General features: G+C 64.0%; 27 protein-coding genes. 12 read left to right on the top strand and 15 right to left on the bottom strand.

The window, feature by feature from the left end:
* Nucleotides 1-562: 562 nt before the first annotated feature.
* Nucleotides 563-2119 (top strand): glucan biosynthesis protein, encoded by a 1557-nt coding sequence (locus ACNHKD_RS17020; protein ID WP_442754673.1) that lies wholly within the window; start codon nt 563-565, stop codon nt 2117-2119.
* 50 nt (nt 2120-2169) lie between these two features.
* Here the strand turns inward: ACNHKD_RS17020 and ACNHKD_RS17025 are convergent, their stop codons facing one another.
* The 5 genes from ACNHKD_RS17025 to ACNHKD_RS17045 form a co-directional block, all read right to left on the bottom strand.
* A complete protein-coding gene (locus tag ACNHKD_RS17025; RefSeq protein ID WP_442754674.1) occupies nt 2170-2388 on the bottom strand; it encodes a hypothetical protein in 219 nt (72 codons plus the stop codon).
* A gap of 3 nt (nt 2389-2391) precedes the next feature.
* On the bottom strand, nt 2392-3840 hold the full coding sequence (locus tag ACNHKD_RS17030; RefSeq protein WP_442754675.1) for a DUF1254 domain-containing protein: 1449 nt from the start codon (nt 3838-3840) through the stop codon (nt 2392-2394).
* Between the two features lie 523 nt (nt 3841-4363).
* Nucleotides 4364-4582 carry a hypothetical protein gene (locus ACNHKD_RS17035; protein WP_442754676.1) on the bottom strand — a complete coding sequence of 73 codons (219 nt, stop codon included), beginning with the start codon at nt 4580-4582 and terminating at the stop codon, nt 4364-4366.
* A 46-nt stretch (nt 4583-4628) separates the two neighbouring features.
* Complete coding sequence (locus ACNHKD_RS17040; protein ID WP_442754677.1) at nt 4629-5423, bottom strand: creatininase family protein; 795 nt, start codon at nt 5421-5423, stop codon at nt 4629-4631.
* Between the two features lie 165 nt (nt 5424-5588).
* Nucleotides 5589-6107: a Spy/CpxP family protein refolding chaperone gene (locus ACNHKD_RS17045; RefSeq protein ID WP_442754678.1), complete on the bottom strand. Its 519-nt coding sequence runs from the start codon at nt 6105-6107 to the stop codon at nt 5589-5591.
* Between the two features lie 138 nt (nt 6108-6245).
* Here ACNHKD_RS17045 and ACNHKD_RS17050 point away from each other — a divergent pair, with 138 nt between their 5' ends.
* Complete coding sequence (locus ACNHKD_RS17050; protein WP_442754679.1) at nt 6246-6719, top strand: DUF411 domain-containing protein; 474 nt, start codon at nt 6246-6248, stop codon at nt 6717-6719.
* Here the strand turns inward: ACNHKD_RS17050 and ACNHKD_RS17055 are convergent.
* Complete coding sequence (locus ACNHKD_RS17055; protein WP_442754680.1) at nt 6647-8002, bottom strand: NAD(P)/FAD-dependent oxidoreductase; 1356 nt, start codon at nt 8000-8002, stop codon at nt 6647-6649. The two genes, ACNHKD_RS17050 and ACNHKD_RS17055, sit on opposite strands and share 73 nt — an antisense overlap.
* Nucleotides 8003-8078: 76 nt before the next feature.
* Between ACNHKD_RS17055 and ACNHKD_RS17060 the strand changes: the two genes are divergently transcribed.
* On the top strand, nt 8079-9104 hold the full coding sequence (locus ACNHKD_RS17060; protein WP_442754681.1) for an RluA family pseudouridine synthase: 1026 nt from the start codon (nt 8079-8081) through the stop codon (nt 9102-9104).
* A gap of 65 nt (nt 9105-9169) precedes the next feature.
* On the opposite strand, the gene ACNHKD_RS17065 is transcribed toward ACNHKD_RS17060, so the two are convergent.
* Nucleotides 9170-9412, bottom strand: a complete 243-nt coding sequence (locus ACNHKD_RS17065) for a DUF6496 domain-containing protein (RefSeq protein ID WP_442754682.1) — start codon at nt 9410-9412, stop codon at nt 9170-9172.
* A gap of 171 nt (nt 9413-9583) precedes the next feature.
* Between ACNHKD_RS17065 and ACNHKD_RS17070 the strand changes: the two genes are divergently transcribed.
* Complete coding sequence (locus ACNHKD_RS17070; RefSeq protein WP_442754683.1) at nt 9584-9832, top strand: hypothetical protein; 249 nt, start codon at nt 9584-9586, stop codon at nt 9830-9832.
* Between the two features lie 56 nt (nt 9833-9888).
* Here ACNHKD_RS17070 and typA read toward each other — a convergent pair whose 3' ends face one another.
* From typA to ACNHKD_RS17095, 5 genes are all read right to left on the bottom strand, one after another.
* Nucleotides 9889-11712, bottom strand: a complete 1824-nt coding sequence (gene typA, locus ACNHKD_RS17075) for a translational GTPase TypA (protein ID WP_442754684.1) — start codon at nt 11710-11712, stop codon at nt 9889-9891.
* A 198-nt stretch (nt 11713-11910) separates the two neighbouring features.
* The gene (locus tag ACNHKD_RS17080) at nt 11911-12252 is read right to left on the bottom strand and encodes a hypothetical protein (protein WP_442754685.1); all 342 of its coding nucleotides are present in this window, start codon (nt 12250-12252) and stop codon (nt 11911-11913) included.
* A 251-nt stretch (nt 12253-12503) separates the two neighbouring features.
* Nucleotides 12504-13112 carry a TPM domain-containing protein gene (locus tag ACNHKD_RS17085; RefSeq protein WP_442754686.1) on the bottom strand — a complete coding sequence of 203 codons (609 nt, stop codon included), beginning with the start codon at nt 13110-13112 and terminating at the stop codon, nt 12504-12506.
* Nucleotides 13112-13936 (bottom strand): TPM domain-containing protein, encoded by an 825-nt coding sequence (locus tag ACNHKD_RS17090; protein ID WP_442754687.1) that lies wholly within the window; start codon nt 13934-13936, stop codon nt 13112-13114. Before ACNHKD_RS17090 ends, ACNHKD_RS17085 begins: the two co-directional genes overlap by 1 nt.
* Nucleotides 13937-13938: 2 nt before the next feature.
* Entirely contained in the window at nt 13939-14364 is a 426-nt protein-coding gene (locus ACNHKD_RS17095) for a transcriptional repressor (protein WP_442754688.1), read from the bottom strand.
* Between the two features lie 147 nt (nt 14365-14511).
* Between ACNHKD_RS17095 and ACNHKD_RS17100 the strand changes: the two genes are divergently transcribed.
* Nucleotides 14512-15750, top strand: a complete 1239-nt coding sequence (locus tag ACNHKD_RS17100; RefSeq protein WP_442754689.1) for an argininosuccinate synthase — start codon at nt 14512-14514, stop codon at nt 15748-15750.
* A 232-nt stretch (nt 15751-15982) separates the two neighbouring features.
* Here ACNHKD_RS17100 and purD read toward each other — a convergent pair whose 3' ends face one another.
* Nucleotides 15983-17263 (bottom strand): phosphoribosylamine--glycine ligase, encoded by a 1281-nt coding sequence (gene purD, locus ACNHKD_RS17105; protein WP_442754690.1) that lies wholly within the window; start codon nt 17261-17263, stop codon nt 15983-15985.
* A gap of 201 nt (nt 17264-17464) precedes the next feature.
* Between purD and ACNHKD_RS17110 the strand changes: the two genes are divergently transcribed.
* Together ACNHKD_RS17110 and ACNHKD_RS17115 are read left to right on the top strand one after the other, a co-directional pair.
* Entirely contained in the window at nt 17465-18415 is a 951-nt protein-coding gene (locus tag ACNHKD_RS17110; protein ID WP_442754691.1) for an IS1595 family transposase, read from the top strand.
* A 6-nt stretch (nt 18416-18421) separates the two neighbouring features.
* Entirely contained in the window at nt 18422-18616 is a 195-nt protein-coding gene (locus ACNHKD_RS17115; protein WP_442754692.1) for a hypothetical protein, read from the top strand.
* Here the strand turns inward: ACNHKD_RS17115 and ACNHKD_RS17120 are convergent.
* Nucleotides 18573-19463, bottom strand: a complete 891-nt coding sequence (locus tag ACNHKD_RS17120; RefSeq protein WP_442754693.1) for a DUF3800 domain-containing protein — start codon at nt 19461-19463, stop codon at nt 18573-18575. The two genes, ACNHKD_RS17115 and ACNHKD_RS17120, sit on opposite strands and share 44 nt — an antisense overlap.
* Before the next feature lie 183 nt (nt 19464-19646).
* On the opposite strand from ACNHKD_RS17120, the gene ACNHKD_RS17125 reads away from it, so the two are divergent.
* From ACNHKD_RS17125 to ACNHKD_RS17140, 4 genes are all read left to right on the top strand, one after another.
* On the top strand, nt 19647-20156 hold the full coding sequence (locus tag ACNHKD_RS17125) for a hypothetical protein (RefSeq protein WP_442754694.1): 510 nt from the start codon (nt 19647-19649) through the stop codon (nt 20154-20156).
* Nucleotides 20122-21441: a DNA-packaging protein gene (locus ACNHKD_RS17130; RefSeq protein WP_442754695.1), complete on the top strand. Its 1320-nt coding sequence runs from the start codon at nt 20122-20124 to the stop codon at nt 21439-21441. Before ACNHKD_RS17125 ends, ACNHKD_RS17130 begins: the two co-directional genes overlap by 35 nt.
* A 160-nt stretch (nt 21442-21601) precedes the next feature.
* Nucleotides 21602-22915 carry a phage portal protein gene (locus tag ACNHKD_RS17135; RefSeq protein WP_442754696.1) on the top strand — a complete coding sequence of 438 codons (1314 nt, stop codon included), beginning with the start codon at nt 21602-21604 and terminating at the stop codon, nt 22913-22915.
* Nucleotides 22916-23027: 112 nt separating this feature from the next.
* The gene (locus ACNHKD_RS17140; RefSeq protein ID WP_442756923.1) at nt 23028-23390 is read left to right on the top strand and encodes an RNase A-like domain-containing protein; all 363 of its coding nucleotides are present in this window, start codon (nt 23028-23030) and stop codon (nt 23388-23390) included.
* Between the two features lie 15 nt (nt 23391-23405).
* On the opposite strand, the gene ACNHKD_RS17145 is transcribed toward ACNHKD_RS17140, so the two are convergent.
* A protein-coding gene (locus ACNHKD_RS17145) for an IS3 family transposase (protein WP_442754697.1) occupies nt 23406-24592 on the bottom strand; the annotation gives its coding sequence in 2 pieces (ribosomal slippage) (nt 23406-24340 and nt 24340-24592; 1188 coding nt in all).
* Nucleotides 24593-24697: 105 nt separating this feature from the next.
* On the opposite strand from ACNHKD_RS17145, the gene ACNHKD_RS17150 reads away from it, so the two are divergent.
* Entirely contained in the window at nt 24698-25057 is a 360-nt protein-coding gene (locus tag ACNHKD_RS17150) for a hypothetical protein (RefSeq protein WP_442754698.1), read from the top strand.
* Nucleotides 25058-25110: the final 53 nt, after the last annotated feature.

Below are 25110 nucleotides of genomic sequence, written 5' to 3' on the forward strand. Positions count from 1 at the left end.
CAGGATCGTTCGCGCTTGCGCGCTGGCGATCCGGTGATGCGCCGTTAGCTGGCCAGACGACGAAAAACACGCGCAAGCGCATGTCTCTTCGGTTCCGAACAGCCATCGATTGGAAGGGGAGACCCCGTCCGCACGCCCGGCAAGAAAGACAAGCCTCTTCGGTGCGTCGGCCTTTGGAGGAGCCGACAGAGACCAAAAAAGCCCGGTCCGTCGTTGCTTTAAGTCGCGATTCTCCGTTGAGGGCGGAGTTCGCCGGTTCGCCTCCGGCTGCCGGTTTTTACTCCGGCGGTTAACCGGCCTCTTGTCCGGATCCCCGCCGACCGACACACGACCACAGGCACGTGCGATTTGGGCAAATCTGTAGATACGCCGATTTCGACTGATGACAAGTATTTTTTGAGCGTCTTCGCTATTTTTTGCCGTTCCGGGCAAAGAAGTCACGCTCCCGATCGCAGCGCAGCAAGGGTCAGGGTTGCGCGATGGTGACGATCCCGTTAATCAACCGGCTTCGCGCCTAGCTCTTAAGAGGGCGGAAAACGGCGCTTCTTCCGGTATCTTCAGCATGAGCGAACTTAATCGGCGCCAGATGATCGGCGCCCTCGCCGCGACAGGCGCCCAGCTTGCTTTCCCCGCCCGCGCCCAAAGCCCGGCCCCGAAATTCGGCTTCGACGACGTTCTCGCGCGCGCCCGCGCCCTTCTGGCGGCCCCATTCGAAGACGCGATTCCGCGCCTTCCCGATCCGTTCGACGCGCTCGACTTCGATACATGGCGCGACGTCGTCTTCAAGCCCGATCACGCGATTTTCCGCGATATCGGCGGCACGTTCCAGATCCAGGCCTTCCACCTTGGGTTTCTGTATCGCCGCGCGGTGATCGTGAACACGATCCGCGACGGCATCGCCGCGCCGATCCCCTACTCGACCTCGCTGTTCAGCTACGGGAAGCTCAAGGTCGACAAGCCGCCGTCCATCAATACCGGCTTCGCCGGTTTCCGCCTGAATTTCCCGGTCAACGAGCCGCATATCCACGACGAGGCGGTCTCCTTCGTCGGCGCAAGCTACTTCCGGTTCCTGGGCCGCGGTCAGCAATATGGGCTGTCCGCCCGCGGCCTCTGCGTCGAGGCCGGCACGAACAAGGAGACCTTTCCCTTCTTCCGCGAGTTCTGGGTGGAGACCCCCACGGCCGGCAGCAACCGCATCGCGATCTACGCGCTGCTGGACGGCGAGGCGGCGACCGGCGCCTATCGCTTCGATCTTACGGTCGGCCAGGAAAGCACGATGGATGTGCAGGCGACGATCTTCCCGCGCCGCGACGGCGTAAAGTTCGGCATCGCGCCGCTCACCTCCATGTATCTCACGGGCGAGAACGACCGCCGCGTACGCGACGGCTACCGCAGCGAGCTGCACGATTCCGACGGGCTGATCATTCACAACGGCGCGGACGAATGGCTGTGGCGGCCGCTCGGCAATCCGGTGCGCGAGCGAATGACCGCGTTCTTCGACAGAAATCCGCGCGGCTTTGGCCTGTTGCAGCGCGATCGCACCTTCGAATCCTATCAGGATCTCGACCTCGCCTATCAGAACCGGCCGAGTTATTTCGTCGAACCGGCGGGCCAGTGGGGCGAAGGCCATGTCGAACTCATCGAGCTCCCGACCCCCGATGAGACCAACGACAACATCGTCGCGAGCTGGACGCCGGCGACGCCCCCGGAGGCGGGCCAGCCCTTTTCCTTCGCCTATCGCATCACCTCCGGCCTCGACATGCCGCGCCTCGCGCCGAACGGCCGCGTCGTGCACACATTCGAGGCGCCGGCGCGCGCGCTCGGCTCCTCGGAGCCGGACAGCGCCGGTTCGCGTCGCTTCCTGATCGATTTCGCCGGCGGCGATCTCGGTTATTACGTCGCCGATCCGGGTCAGGTGGAAGCCGTCGGCTCCACGTCGAAGGGCAAGGTGGTCCGCACCATCGTGACGTCCAACCAGCACATCAACGGTCTGCGCGTGCTCTTCGACGTCGCGCTCCAGCCCGGAGAGACGGCGGATTTGCGACTCTTCCTGCGCGCCAATGGCCGCACGCTGACGGAAACCTGGACGATGCCCTGGTCCGCGCCGACCGGAACCTAGGCGTGGTTCGCGGGTTTTTCGCAGAGCGCGCTTTTAAACCTTCAGGACGGTCACTCCGGTAGGAACAGCGCGAGGACGAGAAACGCCATCGAACCCAGGAGCAGCGCTAGATAGGGCCATGCGATCCTGGGCTTCGACAGATAACAGCGCATCATCGCGGCGAGCGCCGGATCGGTCTGCGGTTCCGTTGCGCCATTCCTGGGGGCTTGCAACGCGGCTGAAGGCGCGCGGTCCACCTTCGCGACGCGAGAGCGCTTGCTTTCCGTCATCGCCTACTGAACCCGCTTCACCGCCGGCGGCTTCCAGCTGCCGTCGATGATCGACGGCGCCTTGTCTTTCGGCCAATACATGCGCAGCGTCACGTTGAAGTCCTTGTCATTGGCCGGCAGCCAGTTCGCTTCCCTGTCCTTGCCCGGCGAGTCGTGCTGCAGGTAGAGGTCGAGCGAACCGTCCTTGTTCTTCTTGAGCGGCATCCAGCTGCTGATCGCGTAGCGATTGATGGAATTCGCCACAAAGAAGGACTCCGGATTGTACATCGTCACCGACCAGAAGGCCTTGACCGGCGGCAGCGAATCCTTGTCGAAGCGGATGACATATTTGTTGGCGCCATTGAGCGTCTTGCCGTCTCCGTCCACGAAAGCCGAGGGATAAACTGCGTCCTGCGGGAGGTTGGCGCCGAGGCCAATCAGCGCGACGACGGCGCGGGCGCCGTAATTCGAGCCGTAGTCTCCCAGGATCATGGGCGGAACCCGCCAGCCGTTCACCGGAGCGCCCGTTTCCTCGGACGCCGCCTGCAGCTTCTCCAGCGCAACGGCGACGGACCTCTCCAGCCCTTTCGCCACCGCCGGATCGAGCTTCGCCAGTTCGAACCTCTCGCCCGGCGCAACTCCGATCGTTTTCAGCTTTTCAAGGATCGGCGCGTCCGAAGCAGGCGGCGGATTGGACTTCAGAAGCGCGGCCATCCGGTTGAAGAAGGCTTCGGCGCTCATCTTCCGTACCTGCTCGACCGGCGGCGTGTTCATGTCGACACTGGAATCGACCTTGCCTTCCGGCGGCGCATAGGGCTTGCCGAACGCGGAGAGCGGCATGAGCTTGTAGCCGTCCTGAATCTTGTGCACGGCCGGATAGTCCTTCGGACCGTTCGTTTGCGTGCGCCCGATGATCCAGACCATATTGGTCGGCGATTTGAGCTCGGTCACGCCCTTGGGCAGCGCTCCCTGCCAGCCGGGGCCGGTGATCGCGAAATTACCCGCCTTCACGCCGGTCGTACGCTTGCCGGGCGAAGCGAAGACATTCGTCCAGGCGTCGAGCATCGGCATCAGATAATAACGGCCATGCGTGTCCGGCACGGAGAGCACGATCGGCTCCGCCGAAAGATCGAGAAAAGCGGATGAATAGAGCGTGTCCACATTGGCGCGCACGACGCCCTTGAAGGAAGCGTCCGGGAAGGCGCGCACATTGACGAACTGATTGACGGGCGCGGCGAAGCCGTCAGGCTTCGCGACATTGGTCGTCTTGGCCCTCGTGATGTCCATGATTACGAGCGGCAGGCCGTAAACCACCGCCTCGACGCCCGCCTTCAGCGCTTCCTGAGCTTTGGTCTCGTCGTTCGCCGTCTCGACCTTTGCGCTCTCTGGCGCGGAAGCAGCCTGCTTATCGTTGCAGCCGGCGAGCGCGGCCATGGTCGTGGCCAGGAGAATCGACGTCCATCTTGCTTTCATGAAGTCCCCCTGGCGCAAACGCCCGTCTCGGCTGCGCCGCTGAAAAAACACAGGAGCAATTCGCGATGCAACTTAAGGGTTGCAGCGTTCCAGCCTCAAACCGGACGCCACATGGGGTAGCATGTCCGGATCGGTCTTTCCACGCAGAAGCTTCCGCAGGCTTCAAAGGCTTGGTGGATCAGGGTTGATGGCGAAGAGCTCCCATCGTCGGCCGGGCCGCTCCGACGGCGCCGCCGCCGGATTTCCCCATTCGCCCGCTTGCGCGCCGCCTGAATGGTTAAAGCTAGGCGACGGCGCGCACGCGATTTCGGCCCGCTGATTTCGCTAAAGCGACCGGTCCGCGTCGTGGAAAAAAGGCTCTAACCGTCGCTGCGGACGGCGTTTGGACTCGCCGAGGCAAGTGATTTTTCATCCCTTCGAGCGCGTTCCGAAAAAGTGGGAAGCGGTTCTTCGCATGGAGCGCGCTCTCAACCTTCGATCACGTTGTCTGCGTTCAGGCGATTCCGCCAAAACGCAGCGTGATCTAGAGCCCCGGCGAAGGCCCGCCGCCTTCGGCCTGCGATTCCCGCCGGGCCTTTTCCTCCAGCGCCGCGTCGATCAGCGCCCGGATGTCGGGGCGAATGATCCTCGTTCCTTTCTCGAGAAGCCCCTCGACGGCGCCTTCCCGGATTTGTCGTGACCTGAATCGCCGATTCGCTTTAGCGAGGCGGGTGGCTTCGTCCTCGTAAGGTTTCTTGCGCATTCGGCTTACATAGGGCGCTGCGGCGACCCGACGCCCCCTGAACTGATCAGCTCCTCAGACGCTCGAGATCGAAGGCCTCGACGTCGCGCAACAGCTCGATGAAGGCGGTCGTCCAATAGTCGGCCGTGGCCTCGCCCTTTTCCGCCGTCGCCTTGGAGGCGTCGCCCATCGCGCCCGCGGGCGAGAGATCCTGCGTCATCCAGCCGAAGCCCGCCGGACGGTCGGCCCGCAGCCACGCGAAGTCGCGCTCGAAATCAAGCGTCGCGGGCGGGAAGTTCTTGGCGCGACCCATATCCACAAGCTCGGGTCGGAAGGCGAGCATCAGCGACGTTTCGATCTCGCCGCCATGAATGCCGTGGCGCTGCTCGGCGTCCGAGAAAAGCCCGTCGGGATAGCCGAAGCGCGCCCAGGAGCAGGTGACGGCGAGAACGCCATGGCGCGCGCGCAGATCGAGCGCCACGGTCGAGATCAGCGCGGAATTGCCGCCATGCGAATTCATCAGCACGAGCTTCCTCACGCCTGCGCGCACGACGCCCTCGGCGACGTCGCGCAGCACATGCGCAGCCGTCTCCTGCCTGAGCCACAGCGAGCCCGGAAAGTCGCGATGCTCGATCGAGACGCCGACGCTCTGCATCGGCAGGAAGACCGCCTCGAGGTCCTGCGGCAGGCGTAGCGCGACGCGCTCGATGCAGCTTTCCATGATCATGGCGTCGACGCCGAGCGGGAGATGCGGCCCGTGCTGCTCGACCGCGGCGATGGGCAGCACGGCGATCACGCCCGCCATGTCGCGCGCGCGAAAATCGCGCAAGGAAAGCTCGGACCAGAAGCGGGACGGAAGCATGAAGCGATTAAAGCCCGATCGCGCGACAAAGGTCAAAGCGACCGGGCTGGGCGCGCAGTCCGGCCCAGCTTCGCTGCGCCACGCTCCCCGTGAGGGGAAGGACTCGCTCACGCCCGGCATTCACCCGACCGCCCGGCGGGCCAGGGCCGCCGGGCATCGGCGGCGTTACAGCGGGCGAGGGTCCGGATGTCCGTCATGCGGACGCTGGAACGGGCCCGCGCCATGTCCGAAGCGCCCATGCACGGCGACGCGAATCAGCGCGCCGAAGCGGCGCTTCTGTGCGTCGTCGAGCGTTTCGTAAAGCGGGCGCGCGGCGGCCACGATCTTCTCCAGATCGGCGGCGCGGGCGGCGATCGCCTGGGCGTGGCGCTGCAGACTCGCGAGGGGATCGGGCGCGCCGGGCTTTTCGAGCCCGTCCTGGCGCAGCGCCTGGAAGCGCTCGGCATGCGCTTTGGCGACGTCCCGAAGGGCGGCTTCCAGCGCGGGCCAATTCTTTTCCTGCGCAGGCGTAAGCTGTAGCCCGGCCTTCAGCGCGGCGATGCGGGATTCGGCGAAGGCGGCGAGGTCCTGTTGGGAGAAGCGCGGCGGCGACTGAGAGAAGGGCTCGGCGTTCGCCGCGCGGGCGAAGGAGGCGTGCGAAACGGCCAAGGCGGAGAAAAGCACGAGGAGAGACTTGCGCATCATGGGCTGTCCTTGTCGAAAGGATGCGGAAGGAATGGACGGCGCGATTGTCTCCGCCAACATGGCGGCGCCGCAATTTAAAGTTCTGTAATGTGCCCGTTACATTCGATCGCAGGCTCCAAACCCAGGATTGATCGACGCATGGCCCAGCTCTATTCGCGCCGCAAGGCGGCGCTCCTTTTCGCCGCGGCGACAAGCGCGCTCGCTTCCGCCGCGGCGCGCGGCGAGGACGGCAGGAAGATGATCGTGCACAAAAGCCCGACCTGCGGCTGCTGCGGGGGCTGGGCGGCGCGCATGCGCGACGAGGGCTATGTCGTCGAGGAGATCAACGAGCCCGACATGAAAGCGGTGAAGGCGCGGCTTGGCGTGCCGGAGAACATGGCGTCCTGCCACACCGCCGAGCTCGACGGCTATCTCATCGAGGGTCACGCGCCCCCGCAGGCGATCGCGCAATTGCTGAGAGAGCGCCCAAAGGTCGCCGGCCTCGCCGCGCTTGGCATGCCCATGGGCTCGCCCGGCATGGAGATGGGCGAGCCGGAAGTCTATACGCTGTATTTGTTCGACGCCTCGGGCGCGCGCGAATTCGGCAAATGGCTCGGCGACAAGCCGGCTTGATCGGCGCCGGGGAGCCCCAGATAGCGGGCGGCGCCCCTGCCCGCGGCGAGCCCCGTCGCGAAAGCCGCCTGTAGCAGATAACCGCCGGTCGGCGCGTCGAAGTCGAGCATCTCGCCCGCGACGAAGACGCCCGGCAGCTTCCTCAGCATCAGATCGGCGTCGACCTCATCGAAGGAGACGCCGCCCGCCGTGGAGATCGCCCGCTCCAGGCCCGCCACGCCGACGACCCTCAAGGGCGCGTTCTTGATCAAAGTCGCCAGCGCCTCGGCGTCGCGGGGCAGCCCCTCGGGGCGCGCCTCGCGCAGCAGGCCGATTTCGACCTTCGAGAAACCCGCGCGGCGGAGGAAAGTCGCATGCGACTGCTTGGGCGCGCGACGAGAGAGCTTGCGGGTCAGGCAGGCGAGGCTCGTATCCGGGCGCATGTCGACGAAAAGCGTCGTCGCGCCCTCCGCCGCCGCCTCGCGCAGCCGCGACGAGAGCGCATAGATGGGCCCGCCTTCGAGGCCCGCGCGAGTCACGACCATATCGCCGCGCGCCGAGGCGTCGCCGTGGCGCAGGAGCACGGTCTTGATCGGCTGGCCCTCGTAATCGGCGCGGAAAATGGAGGACCATGCGACCAGCGCGCCGCTATTGGCGGCCGACAGAGGGATGACGGCGACGCCGGCGGCGCCCAGGGGACCGGTCCAGCCGCCCTCCGAGCCGAGCTTGGGCCATGAGGCTCCGCCGAGCGCGAGCACGACCGCGCTCGCCGGGCGGTTGAACTCTCCCTCGGGGCCTTTCAGCCGCAAGGCTCCGTCCTCCGCGAAGCCCAGGAAGGAATGGCGGACGGCGATGGTCACGCCGAGGCTCGCCAGACGAGACAGCCAGCCGCGCAGCAAAGGCGAGGCCTTGAAGCTCGCCGGAAAAACCCGCCCGCTGGTGCCGACAAAGGTCGCTTCGCCGAGCTCCGCGCAGAAATCGCGCAGCGCCTGCGGCGGAAAGGCGCGGATGAAGGGGGCGACGCGTTTCGCCGCTGCGCCGTAGCGCGAGATGAATCGTTCGAGATTCTCGCTATGGGTGATATTCAACCCGCCGCGGCCGGCCATCAAAAATTTGCGCGCGGGGCTCGGCTTGTGCTCATAGACGACGACGCGCGCGCCGGCGCGGGCGAGCGCTTCGGCGGCGAATAGCCCGGCGGGCCCCGCGCCGATCACGGCGCAAAAGGGAGCGACGGCGTCCTCGATGTGAGCGGCCTCCACGCGACGGGCGGGGGAAAATGCGAAAGGGGGATGGCTCTGTCCCATCTCTTGCCACGCTTCTTTCGGCGTTTTGTCGCGCCCCAGTTAGCACGAGCCCCCCATAAGCGGAAGAAAACTTTAAATGACCTCGAACGAAATGCAGCAAATGGACGCAGTCGGAGAGACCTTCCGCTTCGTGGTGGAGGAAGAGGCGGGCGGCCAGCGCCTCGACCGGTTCCTGGCCGAGCGCAGGGAACTCGTCGAAGCCCACCTCTCCCGCAGCCGGATCAAGGCGCTGATCGAGGACGGCCGCGTCGCCCTGCGCGGCGCGGCGACGCGCGATCCCTCCAAAAAGCTCGCGGAGGGCGACACGGTCGCGCTCGAGGTCCCGCGCCCCGCCCCGGCCGAGCCGAAGGCGGAGGATATCGCGCTCAATATCGTCTACGAGGACGCGCATCTCATCGTCATCGACAAGCCAGCCGGGCTCGTCGTGCATCCTGCGAGCGGCCATGAGAGCGGCACGCTGGTCAACGCGCTGATCGCCCATTGCGGCGAGAGCCTTTCCGGCGTCGGCGGCGTCAAGAAGCCCGGCATTGTGCACCGCATCGACAAGGATACGACGGGTCTATTGGTCGCGGCGAAAACCGACGCCGCGCATCACGGCCTCTCGGCGCTCTTCGCCGACCATGGTCGGACGCTGTCGCTCACACGCGAATATCTCGCCTTCGTCTGGGGCGTCCCGGACCGAGCGCATGGCGCGATTGAAACCTTTCTTGGACGCCACGGCGTCCAGCGCGAGCGCATGGCGGTCGTGCCGGAATCGCGCGGGCGCGAGGCGATCACCCACTGGGAGAAGCTCGCCGATTACGGCGTCGCCTCGCTGATCCGATGCCAGTTGGAAACCGGCCGCACGCATCAGATTCGCGTGCATCTGGCCCATATCGGCCACCCGCTGATCGGCGACGCGACCTATGGCGCCGGGTTCAAAACGAAGACCGCGAAACTTCCCGACGCCGCGCGCGCGGCGGTGGGCGCCTTGGGCCGACAGGCGCTGCACGCCGCCACGCTCGGCTTCAAGCATCCAATCACAGGCGAGGAGATGCTGTTCGAGAGCGAACTCCCGCCGGATCTGGCGGCGCTGATGGCCGCGCTGGAAGGCGCTCGCTGATGGCCGGACCGCGGGCCTTCAGGCTCGCTCTCTTTCATGCGAGCCTGAAGGCTCGCGGTCCATTCCTATCGCTCCTTCTGCGCCTTCGCCGTTTTCCCGCTGCGCTCCTTCGCCTTGGTCTTGCGCAGATTCTCCGCGTTCTTTTGCGGGCTTTCCTCTTTCGAGGCGCCCGCCTCATGCAGCGCGATCGCGACGGCCTGCTTCGGATTCTTGACCTTCCCGCCGGCGCCGCTCTCCAATTCGCCATGCTTGTATTCGTGCATCACGCGGCCAACGGTTTTCTTCTGTTCAGGCGACTGCTTGGGCATGACGAGCCTCCTCGATTTTCCATGAAACGCGTGGGAAGCGCGCGTGATCCGCTCAGGCGCCAACGACAAGAAATGTGATGGCGCCGCCTGGTTATTCAGGCCGTGGGCCGGAACCTCGGTTCTGCGCGCCAGTTTCCCCAATGATGCAAGAAGATAAAGCCGGAGGTTGACATGTCGCCGCGCGATACGCGCCCGGCCCGACGCGTCGCTGTTGCGCTTGCGGTCCTGACGATTATTCCGGCGGAGGCTTTCGCCAAAAACATTCCGCCCCCGCCCCCGCCCTATCGCGTCGGAAGGCCGGCGCCCTCCTATGCCGGCGATTGCGGCCCGAACCCGCCGCCCGGCTATCGCTATGATCTGAAAAAATGGCGGAGCGGATTTAGCCGGGACTTCGACTGTTACGTGCTGGATGAGTATTGATCGCGAGCCACATCCCCTCTCCCCGCAAGCCCCCGCGAGCGGGGAGAGGGAGGGGATCACTCCACCAGCGCGCCGGCCTTCTTGCCGAACTTCTTGCGGTCGTTCGGATCGAGATAGACCTTGCGCAGGCGAATGGACTTCGGCGTGACTTCCACGCGCTCGTCGTCCTCGATATAGGCCAGCGCCTTTTCGAGCGTCATCTGGATCGGCGGCGTCAGGCGCACCGCCTCGTCCTTGGACTGCGTGCGGATATTGGTGAGCTGCTTGCCCTTGAGCACGTTGATTTCAAGATCGTTGTCGCGCGTATGCTCGCCGACGATCATGCCGCGATAGACCTTCCAGCCGGGCTCGATCATCATCGGCCCACGATCTTCGAGCTTCCACATGGCGTAGGCCACCGCCTCGCCCTGATCGTTGGAGATCAGCACGCCGTTGCGACGACCCTGAATCGCGCCGCGATGCGGCGCATATTCGTGGAACAGTCGATTCATGATCGCCGTGCCGCGGGTGTCGGTCAGAAGCTCGCCCTGATAGCCGATGAGGCCGCGGGTCGGGGCGTAGAAGACGAGGCGCAGGCGCCCGCCGCCGGAAGGGCGCATCTCGACCATCTCGGCCTTGCGCTCGGCCATCTTCTGCACGACGACGCCCGAATGCTCCTCGTCGACGTCGATGACGACTTCCTCGATCGGCTCGAGAATGTCGCCGTTCTCGTCTTTCTTGAACACCACCTGCGGACGCGAGACGCCGAGCTCGAAGCCCTCGCGTCGCATGTTCTCGATCAGGATGCCGAGCTGCAATTCGCCGCGACCCGAGACGATGTAGGCGTCGCCCTGAGGCGAATCCTCGACGCGCAGCGCGACATTGCCCTCGGCTTCCTTGTAGAGCCGCGCCCGGATCATGCGGCTCGTAACCTTGTCGCCCTCCGTGCCGGCGAGCGGGCTGTCATTGACGAGGAAGGTCATGGAAAGCGTCGGCGGATCGATCGGCTGCGCCTGTAGCGGCTCGTCTACGTCCAGCGCGCACAGCGTGTCGGCGACGTTGAATTTCTCCAGGCCCGCAATGGCGACGATATCGCCCGCCTCCGCCTCGTCGATCGGCTGGCGTTCAATGCCGCGAAAAGCGAGAATTTTCGAGACGCGGCCCTGCTCGACGACCTTGCCGGAGCGGTCCAGCACCTTGACCGGCTGGTTGGGCTTCACGCTGCCGGAAAAAACGCGGCCGGTGATGATGCGGCCGAGATAGGGGTTCGCCTCGAGCAGCGTGCCGAGCATGCGGAAGCCGCCTTCCTCAACCTTGGGCGCGGGCGTGTGCTTCACGACGAGGTCGAGCAGAGGCGACATGTCGTCCTTGGGGCCTTCCGGCTCCTCGGCCATCCAGCCCTGCTTGGCGGAACCATAGATGATCGGGAAGTCGAGTTGCTCGTCGGTGGCGTCGAGCGCGGCGAAGAGGTCGAAGACTTCGTTGACGACTTCGGAAATGCGCGCGTCCGGCTTGTCGACCTTGTTGATGCAGACGATCGGCTTGAGCCCGATCTTCAGCGCTTTGCCGACGACGAATTTCGTCTGCGGCATGGGGCCTTCCGCGGCGTCGACGAGGACGATGGCGCTGTCGACCATGGAGAGGATGCGCTCCACCTCGCCGCCGAAATCGGCGTGGCCGGGCGTATCGACGATATTGACGCGAAATCCCTTCCAGGCGATCGACGTCGCCTTGGCCATGATGGTGATGCCGCGTTCTTTTTCGAGATCGTTCGAATCCATCACGCGCTCGGCGACGCGCTGGTTCTCGCGGAAAGCGCCCGACTGACGCAGGAGGCAGTCGACGAGCGTGGTCTTGCCGTGGTCGACGTGAGCGATGATGGCGATATTGCGCAGCTGCATGGCGGCTTTCGATGAAACAGCCGCGACCCGGTCTCGGGCGGGGAGGCCCGGACGACGCGGCGGCGACTTATGTTGCGATGCGGCGGGTTTTAGCCCATGGCGCGCGAATTTGGAAGGCTGAGCCCCATCCACCCCCGGAGGAGCCGACGAGGCGTTACCCGGTCAGGCTAGAGCGTGGCCTTTTGGCGCGATGAGTAGCTATCGGCCCTTATCGAACGGGCAAATTTTGTCCAGGATATCGGACGCGGCGTGCAGCAAGACGAAAGCGTTGATGCTCGGGCCTCTCGGCGACAGTCTCGCCACTTCATCCAGCAGATCGGGCAGCTTGTTGATGGCGTCCTGTTGCACTTCGCGAAGACCCTCGCCCACGGAGGGCCACGGCGTCATCTCGACGGGCAAACGCCAGCCCGGATGCGGATCATAGGAGATTGCGCTCACAGCGGCGACGATAATTTGTTTCGACTGCTCCGAAACGACGGCGGCGCGCTGTTGCTGCCACTCCAATATCTTACTTCTGATTTGCTCAGCGATGTCGGTCATTGGGTATTACAGCGGAGCCTTCCGCCGATTTGAGGGGTGTAGGGCCGCCTTTTGTCGCGCCGCCTTTTACTGTACGAAAAGGCCTAACTCTGCGGGTTTACACGGACATCAGAACCGGACCAAGTCGCGAGCCGGCGCGCAATGCGAGACAGCAAGGTTGGCCGGCGGAAACCCATCTCGATAGATAAGCCGATCGGTTGAAGTAACAATGGCTTTAGCGACAAATGCTTTTTTGAAAAGACACTTTCCCTCTAGCTGACATAGACCTTGTCCGGCAGCTCATCCCCCTCCGCCCCCGGCGGCGCCACCCGGGCGAGCAGCCGGGCGCATTCCTCGATCGCCGCGACGAAGCCTTCCGCGCAGCGCCCCCGCCCAAGGCAGGTCAGCAAAGGCTCCAGCGCCGCCTTCCATTCCTCGTCCGAGATTTTTCCGGTCAACCCCTCATCGGCGATGATGCGGGCGTAATGCTCGGCGAAGGAGACGAAGATCAGCACGCCCGTGCGGCCCTTGGTCCCTGCGACGCCCCGCGTGAAGAACTGCTCGATGGCGGCGCGTTCCGCGCGGCGTCTTTTGACGAGGCGCGGGGTCAGAGCGAGGCGGATCGGCGCCCACCAGACGATGAGCGCCACCAGCATGAAGACCCCGATCTGCGCGGCGTAGATCGTCTTGGCGGAGAGGTCGGTGAATTCCGCGAGCGGCCAGGGCGAGACGAGCGCGAAGAAGGCCGCCCAGAGCGGCGGCACATAGGCGTAGTCCGAGGCGCGGCGGGAGAGCGCGCAGACGATCTCGCCGGAGGTTTGCTTTTCGGCTTCGCCGACCGCCGCGGCGATGCGTTCGAGATCCTGCTCGCTGAGCCGCATCACCAATCCCCCGACGCACCGCCGCCCCCCGACGACCCGCCGCCGCCGGAAAAGCTGTCAAAGCCCCCGCCCCCGCCGTCGCCGCCGCCCCAGGACGAGCCGCCGCCCGACCAGCCGCTGTCGCTCCAGCCGCCGCCGCTCGGCGGCAGGATGATGATCGGCGGCCCGCCGCGGCGGTAGCGGCGATAATTTGTCGGACGGCCGGCGCTACGCGCCATCATGATGAAGATGAAGATGAACAGCGCGAAAATGAGGAGCGGCAGCATATCCTCGAATGCGGAGGGCTGCGGCGGCAGCTTTTTCGTCCATTCCGATTTGTCGCCGCTCAGAATTTCGATGACGCCCGCGACTCCGTTTTCGATTCCGGCGTTGAAATCGCTCGCTTTGAATTTCGGCGTCACGGCGCTGGCGATGATGACCTTGGAGAGCGCGTCGGTGAGTACGCCCTCAAGCCCATAGCCGACCTCAATGCGCATCTTGCGCTCATTGGGCGCGATCAAAAAGAGAACGCCGTTGTTCTTTTTCGCCTCTCCAAGCTTCCAGTAGCGGAAAAGGCCGTTGGCGTAGGTCTCGATGTCGTAGCCCTCCAGCGACTTGATCGTCGCGACGACGAACTGGATGCTGGACTTGTCTTCCAGGTCGCGCAGCTTCGACTGCAATCCCGCCTTGGTCGAAGGCTGCAAGATGTCCGCCTGATCGACGACGCGGCCGGTGAGCTCGGGATAGGTGGGCGCAGCGAAAGCGAGCGCGGCGAAAAAAGCGAAGGCGAGAATGAAAAGACCGCGCAAGGCGGCGACGCGAGGATCGGGAGCCGCGTTGCCCATCGTCAGGCGCCGGCGCAGCGCGCGCAGCGGCCGGCGATCTCCACGACGCGCGTGCGCGCCTTGAAGCCGGCGTCGGCCGCAAGGCTGGCAAGCTCCCGCGCAAGCCCCGCCGACGTCGCCTCCTTCACTTCGCCGCACTGCTCGCAAATCAGGAAGACGACCGGCTCCTCGGCCCCGTGCGAATGGCCGCAGACGACGAAGGCGTTTTTCGATTCAAGCCGGTGCGCGAGGCCGTTGTCGAGCAGGAAGGCCAGCGCGCGATAGACCGAGACCGGGGCCGGGCGCTTGCCGTCGGCGCCGGCCATGAGGTCGATCATCTCATAGGCCCCGACGGGTCGATTGGCCTGCGTCAGAACATCGAGCGCGCGGCGGCGCGCCGGGGTAAGCCCCGCGATTTTGGCCGTATCGTGCGGCGGATGGCTGCTCATGAATCTATTCTAGCGGGCCCCCGGCCGAAAGACGAGGCCGCCGCGCGGGAGGCGCACAAACCTGGCCATCGGGCCAAGGCGGCGCGCTTGCGCGCGGCGGCGGCCCGTTTATAACGGCGCCAATCCAGCAACCACCCCGAGCCAGACATGACCCGCGCCAAGAAAGACATCAAGAAGGTCGTCCTCGCCTATTCCGGCGGCCTCGACACTTCCATCATCCTCAAATGGCTACAGACGACTTATGGCGCGGAGGTCGTCACCTTCACGGCCGATCTCGGCCAGGGCGAGGAGTTGGCGCCCGCGCGGGAGAAAGCGCTGCTGCTCGGCGTGAAGCCGGAGAACATCTTCATCGAGGACCTGCGCGAGGAATTCGTGCGCGACTATGTCTTCCCGATGTTTCGCGCCAACGCCGTCTATGAGGGGCTCTATCTGCTGGGCACCTCCATCGCGCGCCCGCTGATCGCCAAGAAGCAGATCGAAATCGCCCGCAAGATGGGCGCGGACGCGGTCTGCCACGGCGCGACCGGCAAGGGCAACGACCAGGTGCGCTTCGAACTCGGCTATTACGCGCTGGAGCCCGACATCACCGTGATCGCCCCCTGGCGCGAATGGGATTTCCAGTCCCGCACCGACCTCATCAATTTTGCGGAAGCCCACCAGATCCCGATCGCCAGGGACAAGCGCGGCGAGGCGCCTTTCTCCACCGACGCAAATCTTTTGCATACTTCGTCGGAAGGCAAGGTGCTGGAAGATCCGGCGCAGGAGACGCCTGATTACGTCTATTCGCGCACCGGCCATCCCGAGGACGCGCCGAACGAGCCGGAATACATTACGATCGGCTTTGCAAAGGGAGACGCCGTTTCGATCAATGGCGAGGCGCTTTCCCCCGCGACGCTGCTCGCCCGCCTCAACGATCTCGGCCGCAAGCATGGCGTTGGCCGTCTCGATCTCGTCGAGAACCGTTTCGTCGGAATGAAGTCGCGCGGCATGTATGAGACGCCCGGGGGGACAATCCTGCTCGTCGCCCATCGCGGCATTGAAAGCATCACGCTCGACCGCGGCGCCGCGCATCTCAAGGACGAGCTGATGCCGCGCTATGCGGAGCTGATCTATAACGGCTTCTGGTTCTCGCCCGAGCGCGAAATGCTGCAGGCCGCCATCGACAGGAGCCAGGAGCATGTCGAGGGAACGGTGCGGCTGAAGCTCTACAAGGGCTCCGCGACGCTGGTGGGCCGCGAAAGCCCGTGGTCGCTCTACGACCAAGACCTCGTGACCTTTGAGGAGGGCGGGACTTACGACCAGCGCGACGCGGAAGGCTTCATCAAGCTCAACGCGCTGCGGCTGAGGACGCTCGCCAAGCGCGCGGCGCGAGGCGCGAGGAAGTAGGCGAGCAAATGGAGCGCGAGCCTTCAGGGCTCGCGAAAGGAAAGCGAGCCCTGAAGGCGCGCGTAGGCTGCTGACAAAGTAGCGACGGCGCCCCTCGCGCTTCGAGACGCTTGCCGCGCAAGCTCCTCGGCATGAGGGGCTTCTTCCCTCAGCGCGGAGGCCGCCTTGGGAAGTTTGTCGACAAACTGAGGGCGCCTGAAGGCGCGCGGTCCGGAGGCGAGCGGGAGAAAGGTTACGCGCCCCGCTCCCGCGCGACCTCCCGCCAGCCAATGTCGCGCCGGCAGAAGCCGCCCGGCCAGTCGATCGCGTCGACCGCCGCATAGGCCTTGGCCTGCGCCTCTGCGACGCCGCCGCCAAGAGCGGTGACGTTCAGCACGCGTCCACCCGCCGCCAGCAAACGCTTGCCATCGGCGCGCGTGCCGGCGTGCGTCACGACGACATCGGCCATCGCCTCGGCCCTTTCGACGCCCTTGATCTCCGAGCCGGTCAGCGGCGTGCCCGGATACCCTTTCGCCGCCAGCACGACCGTCAGCGCGGCGCGGTCGGAGAACCGCGGGCGCGCATCGCTTAGCGCGCCGCGCGCCGCCGCGAGCATGATCGCCAGCAGATCCTCTTCGAGGCGCGGCAGGATGACCTGCGCCTCCGGATCGCCGAAGCGGTTGTTGTATTCGATGAGCTGGGGGCCGTCCTTCGTCAGCATCAGCCCCGCATAGAGCACGCCCTTGAAGGGCGCGCCCTTCTCTTGCATCGCGCGCATGGTCGGCTCGATGATCCCGGCCATCACTTTGGCCTCGATCTGTGGCGTCACGACGGAGGCCGGCGAATAAGCGCCCATGCCGCCCGTATTCGGCCCCGTATCGCCGTCGCCGACGCGCTTGTGATCCTGGGCGGCGCCGAAGGGAACGGCGCGCGTTCCGTCGCAAATCGCGAAGAAGGACGCCTCCTCGCCTTCGAGAAATTCCTCGATCACAACCTCGGCCCCCGATTGGCCGAAAAGGCCGGCGAACATCGCCTCGACCGCGCGCTCGGCCTCTTCTAGCGTCGTCGCCACGACGACGCCCTTGCCGGCCGCAAGCCCGTCCGCCTTCACCACGATAGGCGCGCCCTTCTCGCGCAGATAGGCGAACGCCTTCTCCCTGTCGGAGAAGCGCTCATAAGCAGCGGTGGGGATGCCATATTCGCGGCAAAGATCCTTTGTGAAGCCCTTGGAGCCCTCGAGCTGCGCCGCCGCCTGCGTCGGCCCGAAGGCGAGTATTTCGGCCCGGGTCAAAGCATCGACCAGACCGCCGATCAGCGGCTGCTCCGGCCCGATGACGACGAGCGCGACGCCCATCTCGCGGCAGAACCGGATGACGGCGCCATGGTCGCCGGCGTCGAGATCGACATTGTAACCGAGGCGCGCTGTCCCCGGATTGCCGGGCGCGACAAAGAGCCGGGTAAGAAGCGGGCTTTTCGCCAGCGCATTGGCCATGGCGTGCTCGCGCCCGCCCGATCCGATGAGAAGAACGTTCATTTTCCCGATGGCCCCGCCGTTGGATTTCTGTCCCCGCGCGCGGGGCGAGGGGGAATTAGCGCGTATCGTCGCAAAAAGGAAAGCGGCTCGGCCACGGCTCCGCTTTTTCGGACTTTTTTCTTTTGTGAGGATTTTATTCCCAATATTATACTTGACATACCCATCTTCCCTAAGTAGGTTGTTATGCATAGGAGATTGGTCATGTCGGTTCTTAACGCCCCTCACTTCCACAACGAAGAAGCCGCCTACGCTTGGGTTGAGGCTCGGATTTGGGGAAATAATCCTATCTGCCCTCATTGCGGCGGGGTAGAGCGCATTTCGAAAATGCAGGGGAAAAGCACCCGCATCGGCGTTTACAAGTGCTACCAGTGCCGCAAGCCGTTCACTGTGAAGGTCGGGACCATTTTCGAGTCCAGCCATGTCCCGATGCGGATTTGGCTGCAAGCGATCTTCCTTATGTGCTCTTCGAAAAAGGGCATTAGCTCCAACCAGCTTCACCGCACTCTGGGCGTCACTCTGAAAACCGCGTGGTTCATGTCGCATCGCATCCGTGAGGCCATGCGTGACGGCGATCTTGCGCCGCTGGGCGGCAACGGCGGCATTGTCGAGGCTGATGAGACCTATCTTTGGGAGACCGAACAACCCAAGCCGCGCCTCGGCCGCAATAAGAACAAGCCCGTGAAGGGCGGCAAGTGCGGCCCCGCTGACAAGCGCGTGATTATCTCGCTTGTTGAGCGCGGCGGTTCCGTTCGCTCCTTCCACGCTGAGCACGCGGACAAGCTCACTGTGAACAAGATCGTCTCTGAAAATCTTGACCGCGAGACCCGCCTGCATACCGATGAGAGCCGCATCTACGGTGAAGTGACCAACCACGTTGCGTCTCGCGAAACCGTTGTCCACTCGCGCGGCGAATATGCGCGCGGCGAGGTGAACACCAACAGCGTCGAGGGCTATTTCTCAATCTTCAAGCGCGGGATGCGCGGCACCTACCAGTACTGCAAGGAAAAGCACCTGCATCGCTATCTTGCCGAGTTCGATTTCCGCTATAACAATCGCGTGAAGCTCGGTTGCGATGACGTGGAGCGCGCGGATCGCGCCCTCAAGGGCGTCGTCGGCAAGCGGCTCACCTATCAAACGACTCGTGCACAGTGAGGCACAATGGGTAAGAAGCCCAAAGCTGGCGGCGCTCCGCGCAAGCCGAAAGAACCGAAGCTAGAGGACAAGGAACAATCCGAGCGGTTCATTCAGACCGCTCGGGAACTTGGCGCGGATGAAGACCAATGTGCATTTGAAGCCGCTTTCGAGAAGATTATTGTGAAGAAAAATTCGAATGATCAGGATCGTCAGGGTTGAAATTCTCGAAATGCCTCGCATAAGCCTCAAGGTCTTTTTCATCGTGCCGAGCCCATAGTTCAACAATGCGTTGCATGTTTTCTCGCGACGGCATTTGCACTCTGAATTTGCTAATACCAGAAACTAACCTACGCAACTGATCGCGCTTCATAACTGGGTTTCCGGTCTCATAGAAATTTATGGCGTGGGTATATAATTCCCACGCGATTAAATCGGCCGCTTGCAGTGGTCTGACCTTCTTAGAAGACGCAAAAGTTATGGTAGCATCTTCAGGCCGCCCAATTGCGACATGAAAAGCGTCAAACGCCGCCTGGGCATCGATCATGATCCCGCGTGGTCTATTATCAAAGACAAACGCAACATCGCGATCACCGTGCTCGCTCAGCGCCCATTGAATAGGGACAAGCAAACAATTTCTTATGCAAAAGCCCTCCGGGCCTCCTAGCGTCGGCCTCAAATATCCTTTGATCATCTCGTCCCATTCATTGCGGGGGACCGCGATGCCATAAGCAAGAACGCCGGAATTGATGATTTCCGTCTGCAACCGATGAACAAGGAAATCGGATTCAGTCCTAGACCACCCAGAAAATTCTCCTAAAGAGTTGTAGCAATCGTACATGTGAAACCTACTCAATGGCGGTCTGTAACCACACATTGGGTCGGATAGAAGCGCGCTCCATCCAGCGTCTAGCCGGAGAAGCTGTGCGTCCGTTCCATAAATGCCCGCGACAAGGACAACACCAGAGGAATCATGGGTTCCGCTGTCGTCAAAGTAAGCCGTTATCATCCCGCCGATGCCGCCGTGATCAGGGAAAATGACTTTGAAAAGCTGATCTAGACGCATCATATCAATCTCTCTGTGGGTACGCAAAGTACAATATTGGGATTTTATTCCTTGACAGCCGCACGCTGGTCGGGTAGATAAAGCCCATGCTCCACAATTGCGCTTGAGCGTCGGGGCGATTTTCATCTCAGAACATTGGGCGCGTCGCCTCTTCTCCCTCACCGAGAAGCGGCGAGGCGGCGAGTCATGCGACAAAAGACCTCTCCGCCTGCCAGCGAGAAGATCGCGCAGGCGAAACTCCTTTACGACGCCGGCGCGCCGATCGCGCAGATCACGGCGCTTCTCGGCGTGAGCGCCAAACAGTTCCTCGCCTTTCGCGAAAAGAACGACTGGCCGAAGCGCGTTCCGGTCTGCCCGCGTAAATCCGGGCCGGCCAAGTCGGCGCCGGCGCCCGTCGACCCCGACGCGCTCATCCCGAAGCTCGAAGACGCGGTGGCGCGCGAATTCGCCCGTGTCGAGACGGCGCTGGAGAAGCAGGCGCCGAAAACGATCGAAGCGAGCGCGCGCGCATTGGCGACGTTGGTGAAGACGCTCGCCGAACTCAAACGCATGCGGCGCGAAGCCGACGAGACCAAAGAGGACGCGACGCGCCCCGATGACGACAGAGCCGACGAGCCGCCCCGCGAATTGGCCGAACTCCGCGCGGAGCTTGCTCGACGGCTTGAGCGACTGCGCGGCGGAGGGCCGCCTGGATGAAGCGATCGAGAATGTCTCCGCGCGAGAGCTTGCGCGGCTCCTGAACGATTGGGAATTCATCGCCCGCAAGGACCAATGGCCGCCCGACCGCGCGGCGTGCGGCCTGCCCTGGCGGCAATGGCTCATTCTCGGCGGACGCGGCGCCGGCAAGACGCGCGCCGGAGCCGAATGGGTGAAGGGCCTGGCGCTGGGGCGTGAGCAATTCAGCGCGAGCCCCGCCGGCCGCATCGCGCTGATCGGCGAAACCGCCGCCGATGTGCGCGACGTGATGATCGAAGGCGTTTCGGGCCTGCTCGCCATTCACGGCAAGCGCGACCGACCGCGTTGGGAAAGTTCGCGACGCCGCCTTCTGTGGGAGACGGGCGCCGTCGCGCAGGCCTTTTCGGCGGAAGATCCCGAAAGCCTGCGCGGCCCGCAATTTCACGCCGCCTGGTGCGACGAGCTCGCGAAATGGCGCTACGCCAGGGAGACATGGGACATGCTGCAATTCGGCCTGCGCCTCGGCGAGTGGCCGCGACAGCTCGTGACCACGACGCCGCGGCCGACGCCTCTCCTGAAGGAGCTCATCGCGCATCCCGCGACGGCGCTGACCCGCGCGTTGACGCGTGAAAACGCCGCCAATCTCGCGCCATCCTTTCTCGAAAGCGTGGTCGCGCAATATGCCGGGACCCGGCTCGGGCGCCAGGAGCTCGACGGCGAAATGGTGGAGGAACGCAAGGACGCGCTGTGGACGCGCGACATGATCGAGACGGCGCGCGTGACGCAGGCGCCGTCGCTGGCGCGCATCGTCGTGGCCGTCGACCCGCCGGCGACATCGAGCAAGCGCGCGGATAAATGCGGCGTCGTCGCCGCCGGCGCGGACGCCGCCGGAACGATCTATGTGCTCGAAGACGCGACGCTCGAAGCCGCGCGGCCGGCGCAATGGGCGCGGGCGTCGATCGCGCTCTATCACAAGCTCTCCGCCGACGCGCTCGTCGCGGAGGTCAATCAGGGCGGCGAGATGGTGCGCGCCGTGCTGAACGAAGCCGACGCCAGCGCGCCGGTGACGATGGTGCGCGCGACGCGCGGAAAATATCTGCGCGCGGCGCCGGTCGCCCAGCTTTATGAGCAGGGCCGCGTGAAACATGTCGGCGCCCTGCCCGAACTGGAAGACGAAATGTGTGACTTCGGGACCGATGGCCTGTCATCCGGCCGATCGCCGGACCGTCTCGACGCACTCGTCTGGGCGGCGACGTCGCTCGCCTTGACCCCCAAGGCGCCGGAGCCGCGCGTGCGGCGTATGTAGCAAATCCGCTGTTTTTCCCTTCTCCCGCCCGCGGGAGAAGGTGTCGCGCCGAAGGCGTGACGGATGAGGGCGAACCCTCACCCGACCCCTGCTGACGCAGGGGCCACCCTCTCCCGCGAGCGGGAGAGGGAGTCGTCCTCCGTTTCAAAGAGACCCTTTCATGCCCGCATTTCTCTCGCGCCTTCTCGGCGCGCATGCGCACGTGCGCGAAGCAAAGGCCTCGCGCGCGGCGAAGCTCCTCGCCATGCATTCGCTTCGCGGCGCGCTTTGGACGACGCGCAACAGCGCGGCGCTGACGCGCGAGGGCTATGAGCGCAACGCCGTCTGCCATCGCTGCGTGCGCATGGTGGCGGAAGCGGCCGCTTCCGTTCCCTGGCTCGTCTATGAGGGGCGCGAAGAGGCGCTCGACCATCCGCTGCTGGCGCTGATCGAGCGGCCAAATCCCACGGACACGAGCGTCTCCTTCATCGAGGCGATCTGCGCCAATCTGTTGCTCTATGGCAACGCCTATGTGGAGTCGGTCCTGCTCGACGGCGAGCTTCGCGAACTATACGCGTTGCGCCCCGACCGCATGAGCGTCGAACCCGGCCGCAATGGCTGGCCGGCCGCCTTCGTCTATCGCGCCGTGGGCGAGGAAGCGCGCTACGAGATTAGCGGCGAAGGGATCGAACCGATCCTGCATATCAAGCTCTTCAATCCGCTCGACGACTATTACGGCTTCGCGCCGCTCGCCGCCGCGCAGGTGGCGCTCGACACGCACAACGCCGCGAGCTTCTGGAACAAGGCGCTGCTCGACAATTCCGCGCGGCCGTCCGGCGCGCTGGTTTATGCGGGGCCGGAGGGCGCGCATCTCACCGATGCGCAATTCGACCGCCTGAAACAGGAGCTCGAAGAGACTTTCTCCGGCGCCGAGAACGCCGGCCGTCCGCTGCTGCTCGAAGGCGGGCTCGACTGGAAGGCGCTGTCGCTCTCGCCGAAGGACATGGACTTCGCCGAGTCGAAGGCCGGCGCCGCGCGCGAGATCGCCCTCGCCTTCGGCGTGCCGCCGCTGCTGCTCGGCCTGCCGGGCGACAACACATTCGCCAATTACAGCGAAGCCAATCGCGCCTTCTGGCGCCAGACCGTGCTGCCGCTCGTCGTGCGCGTGCAGAAAAGTTTCCAGGCCTGGCTGCGGCCGGGCTTTGGCGACTTCCGCCTCGACTACAACGCCGACCGGCTGGAGGCGCTCGCGACGGAGCGCGTCAGCGAATGGGAACGCGTCGGCAAGGCGGCGTTTCTGACGCTCGACGAGCAGCGCGAGGCGGTGGGCTACGGACCAGCGCCGAAAGACGCGATTTTCGGCAAAGGCGGCGCGAGGGATTTGGAGCGGCGCTACTCGCCGAGCCAGCCGCGCGTGCCGGCGGGGTCGGGCCGCGAAAGCGGGCAATGGGCGGCGGGCGGCGGGCGGCGGAGAAGGAAGCGGGCTTTCCGGTAGCGTCAATCTACTGGACGAATCATCTGGCGGCGACGCGCTCGTTCAACAAATTTCTGACAATCTCCTCGTCGACCTCCGCGACGAAGAAGGCGGCGCCTATTATGGCCACGCAATAAGTGACCACGTCGGCAGGACAGATAATCAGCTACGCGATAGAATTCGTGACTCCTATAAAGAGCATTGGTGGTTGATAGGCGAAAGAGACACACGCGCAGGATCGTTTCCTTCTGTCGAAGCCGCCAACAAACTCGTAAACTCGGTAATCGCGAGGAACCTGAAAATCGTCGAAGAGGTACTTTCGGGCCGAATAATACGGCCGGTGAGGATCGACGCGTTCTTCGGTTCTCCGACCGGGAGGGAAGCCTATACGCCAGACCCTTGGAAACGTAACGCTACGATATTTTTCCGGGAGACTTATGGCGCCGCGGTCGTCATTATTCATAATAAGCGTTTAAAGAGGGGTTATTCGATTTGACCTGCCCCTAAGCTTTCATCCAGCGGCGAGTTGAGTCCTGGCGGTTGATACGCCCGAGGGCGCGAATGTAGCAACAGGCGATCGGCGGAGCTGGTCAGGGTTGCGCAGCCGGTCGCCTGTTGCGGTGAGATTGGCCGCGAAGGCCGCTGGCGTCGCGTAGCCGAGAGCGGAATGCGGGCGACGATGATTGTAGTCGTGGGTCCATGCGCCGATCTTCGCCCGCGCGTGGTCGAGCCCGAAGAACAACGTCTCGTTCAGGAGTTCGTCCCGCATGCGCCCGTTGAAGCTCTCGCAGAATCCGTTCTGCATCGGCTTCCCCGGCGCGATGTAACGCCACTCGATCCTGTTCTCGCTCGTCCACGACAGAACCGCGTTCGAGGTAAACTCCGTCCCGTTGTCGGAGATGATCATGCCGGGTATGCCGCGTCGCTTGATGAGCGCCGAAAGCTCCCGCGCCACGCGCTGGCCGGAGATGGAGGTGTCCGGGATCGCCGCCAGGCATTCGCGCGTCACGTCGTCGACGATATTGAGGATGCGGAAGCGCCGGCCACAGGCGAACTGGTCATGCACGAAGTCGAGCGACCAGCGCGCATTCGGCCGCGCCTCGACCGGAATGGGCGCCCGAGCTCCGACCGCGCGGCGGCGGGCTCGGCGCTTTCTCACCGTCAGCCCCTCCTCGCGATAGAGGCGGTAGATGCGGTTCTTGCCGGCCCGCTCACCCTCCTGCCGCAGCAGAACGAACAGCCGCCGATAGCCGAAGCGCCGGCGCTCATTGGCGAGGTCCCGCAGTCTGGCGCGCAACGCCGTGTCGGCCGGCCGCTTCGAAACATAGCGGACCGTCTTACGGTCGACGGCGACGATGTTACAGGCCCGACGCTCCGACAGGCTCATGACGGCCCAAAGGTGCGCGACGGCTTCGCGCTTGGCGGCGGGCCCTACCATTTTTTTGACAGAAGCTCCCGAAGCGCCGCCGACTCAAGCATCTGATCCGCCAAGAGCTTCTTCAAGCGCGCGTTCTCTTCCTCGAGCCCCTTCAGCCGCTTCGCCTCGGAGACGTCCATGCCCCCGAACTTGGCCTTCCAATTGTAGAGGGTCGTTTCCGAAACCGCGTATTTTCGCGCCAGATCAGCCGCTTTCGCGCCGGCCTCCTGTTCCCGCAAAATCCCGATAATCTGCTCTTCCGTGAACCGTTTCTTCTTCATCTCGTCCGTCCTGCAATAGCCCGGACTCTAATCGCTTCTGGGGGAATTTCTCAGGGGCAGGTCAGATTATCACCGCATTCCCGATTTTCGACTAACGGAGATCTGATGTCTATCCAAGCATCCGATGAATTTAAGGGATTTTGCGTAGGGCTCGATGTGGCGCTCACCAGAGAAAGAGCCAATAGCGCAAATCTGGAAGAGGCTGAGAACCGCCTGGATTCCGCTATCCGGGAATCAATGTCCTATTTCGATATCACCGGCCTCGAGCAATTGCGGACCTTTTTAGCTGGCATCCTGTCTGGGAAAGATGCGGCAACGGAACTCGAAGCTCTCTGGTTGAGCACAAAGCCGACCAAGATGTTCTTCGGCCGTTCAAAAACTGGCGACCAAGAGCCTGCTTATGTTTTCATTTTTAGGAGAACGCTAAAATTGCTTGAAGACGAGATTGCTTCGCGGCAACCATAAGAGGGGCAACCGGGCGGATCGTTTACGTCCGATGCATATACCAAATCGACAAA

The sequence above is a fragment of the Methylocystis sp. JAN1 genome, assembly GCF_052186135.1.
Taxonomy (GTDB): Bacteria; Pseudomonadota; Alphaproteobacteria; order Rhizobiales; family Beijerinckiaceae; genus Methylocystis.

Coding starts and splice junctions, on each gene's coding strand:
- ACNHKD_RS17135 (WP_442754696.1), top strand. CDS start 21,602: ATGCCCGCATTTCTCTCGCGCCTTCTCGGCGCGCATGCGCACGTGCGC.
- purD (WP_442754690.1), bottom strand. CDS start 17,263: ATGAACGTTCTTCTCATCGGATCGGGCGGGCGCGAGCACGCCATGGCC.
- ACNHKD_RS17120 (WP_442754693.1), bottom strand. CDS start 19,463: ATGATGCGTCTAGATCAGCTTTTCAAAGTCATTTTCCCTGATCACGGC.
- ACNHKD_RS17060 (WP_442754681.1), top strand. CDS start 8,079: ATGACCTCGAACGAAATGCAGCAAATGGACGCAGTCGGAGAGACCTTC.
- ACNHKD_RS17035 (WP_442754676.1), bottom strand. CDS start 4,582: ATGCGCAAGAAACCTTACGAGGACGAAGCCACCCGCCTCGCTAAAGCG.
- ACNHKD_RS17040 (WP_442754677.1), bottom strand. CDS start 5,423: ATGCTTCCGTCCCGCTTCTGGTCCGAGCTTTCCTTGCGCGATTTTCGC.
- ACNHKD_RS17150 (WP_442754698.1), top strand. CDS start 24,698: ATGTCTATCCAAGCATCCGATGAATTTAAGGGATTTTGCGTAGGGCTC.
- ACNHKD_RS17115 (WP_442754692.1), top strand. CDS start 18,422: ATGGGTAAGAAGCCCAAAGCTGGCGGCGCTCCGCGCAAGCCGAAAGAA.
- ACNHKD_RS17055 (WP_442754680.1), bottom strand. CDS start 8,002: ATGGGACAGAGCCATCCCCCTTTCGCATTTTCCCCCGCCCGTCGCGTG.
- ACNHKD_RS17110 (WP_442754691.1), top strand. CDS start 17,465: ATGTCGGTTCTTAACGCCCCTCACTTCCACAACGAAGAAGCCGCCTAC.
- ACNHKD_RS17045 (WP_442754678.1), bottom strand. CDS start 6,107: ATGATGCGCAAGTCTCTCCTCGTGCTTTTCTCCGCCTTGGCCGTTTCG.
- typA (WP_442754684.1), bottom strand. CDS start 11,712: ATGCAGCTGCGCAATATCGCCATCATCGCTCACGTCGACCACGGCAAG.
- ACNHKD_RS17100 (WP_442754689.1), top strand. CDS start 14,512: ATGACCCGCGCCAAGAAAGACATCAAGAAGGTCGTCCTCGCCTATTCC.
- ACNHKD_RS17125 (WP_442754694.1), top strand. CDS start 19,647: ATGCGACAAAAGACCTCTCCGCCTGCCAGCGAGAAGATCGCGCAGGCG.
- ACNHKD_RS17095 (WP_442754688.1), bottom strand. CDS start 14,364: ATGAGCAGCCATCCGCCGCACGATACGGCCAAAATCGCGGGGCTTACC.
- ACNHKD_RS17085 (WP_442754686.1), bottom strand. CDS start 13,112: ATGCGGCTCAGCGAGCAGGATCTCGAACGCATCGCCGCGGCGGTCGGC.
- ACNHKD_RS17050 (WP_442754679.1), top strand. CDS start 6,246: ATGGCCCAGCTCTATTCGCGCCGCAAGGCGGCGCTCCTTTTCGCCGCG.
- ACNHKD_RS17070 (WP_442754683.1), top strand. CDS start 9,584: ATGTCGCCGCGCGATACGCGCCCGGCCCGACGCGTCGCTGTTGCGCTT.
- ACNHKD_RS17020 (WP_442754673.1), top strand. CDS start 563: ATGAGCGAACTTAATCGGCGCCAGATGATCGGCGCCCTCGCCGCGACA.
- ACNHKD_RS17065 (WP_442754682.1), bottom strand. CDS start 9,412: ATGCCCAAGCAGTCGCCTGAACAGAAGAAAACCGTTGGCCGCGTGATG.
- ACNHKD_RS17080 (WP_442754685.1), bottom strand. CDS start 12,252: ATGACCGACATCGCTGAGCAAATCAGAAGTAAGATATTGGAGTGGCAG.
- ACNHKD_RS17090 (WP_442754687.1), bottom strand. CDS start 13,936: ATGGGCAACGCGGCTCCCGATCCTCGCGTCGCCGCCTTGCGCGGTCTT.
- ACNHKD_RS17025 (WP_442754674.1), bottom strand. CDS start 2,388: ATGACGGAAAGCAAGCGCTCTCGCGTCGCGAAGGTGGACCGCGCGCCT.
- ACNHKD_RS17030 (WP_442754675.1), bottom strand. CDS start 3,840: ATGAAAGCAAGATGGACGTCGATTCTCCTGGCCACGACCATGGCCGCG.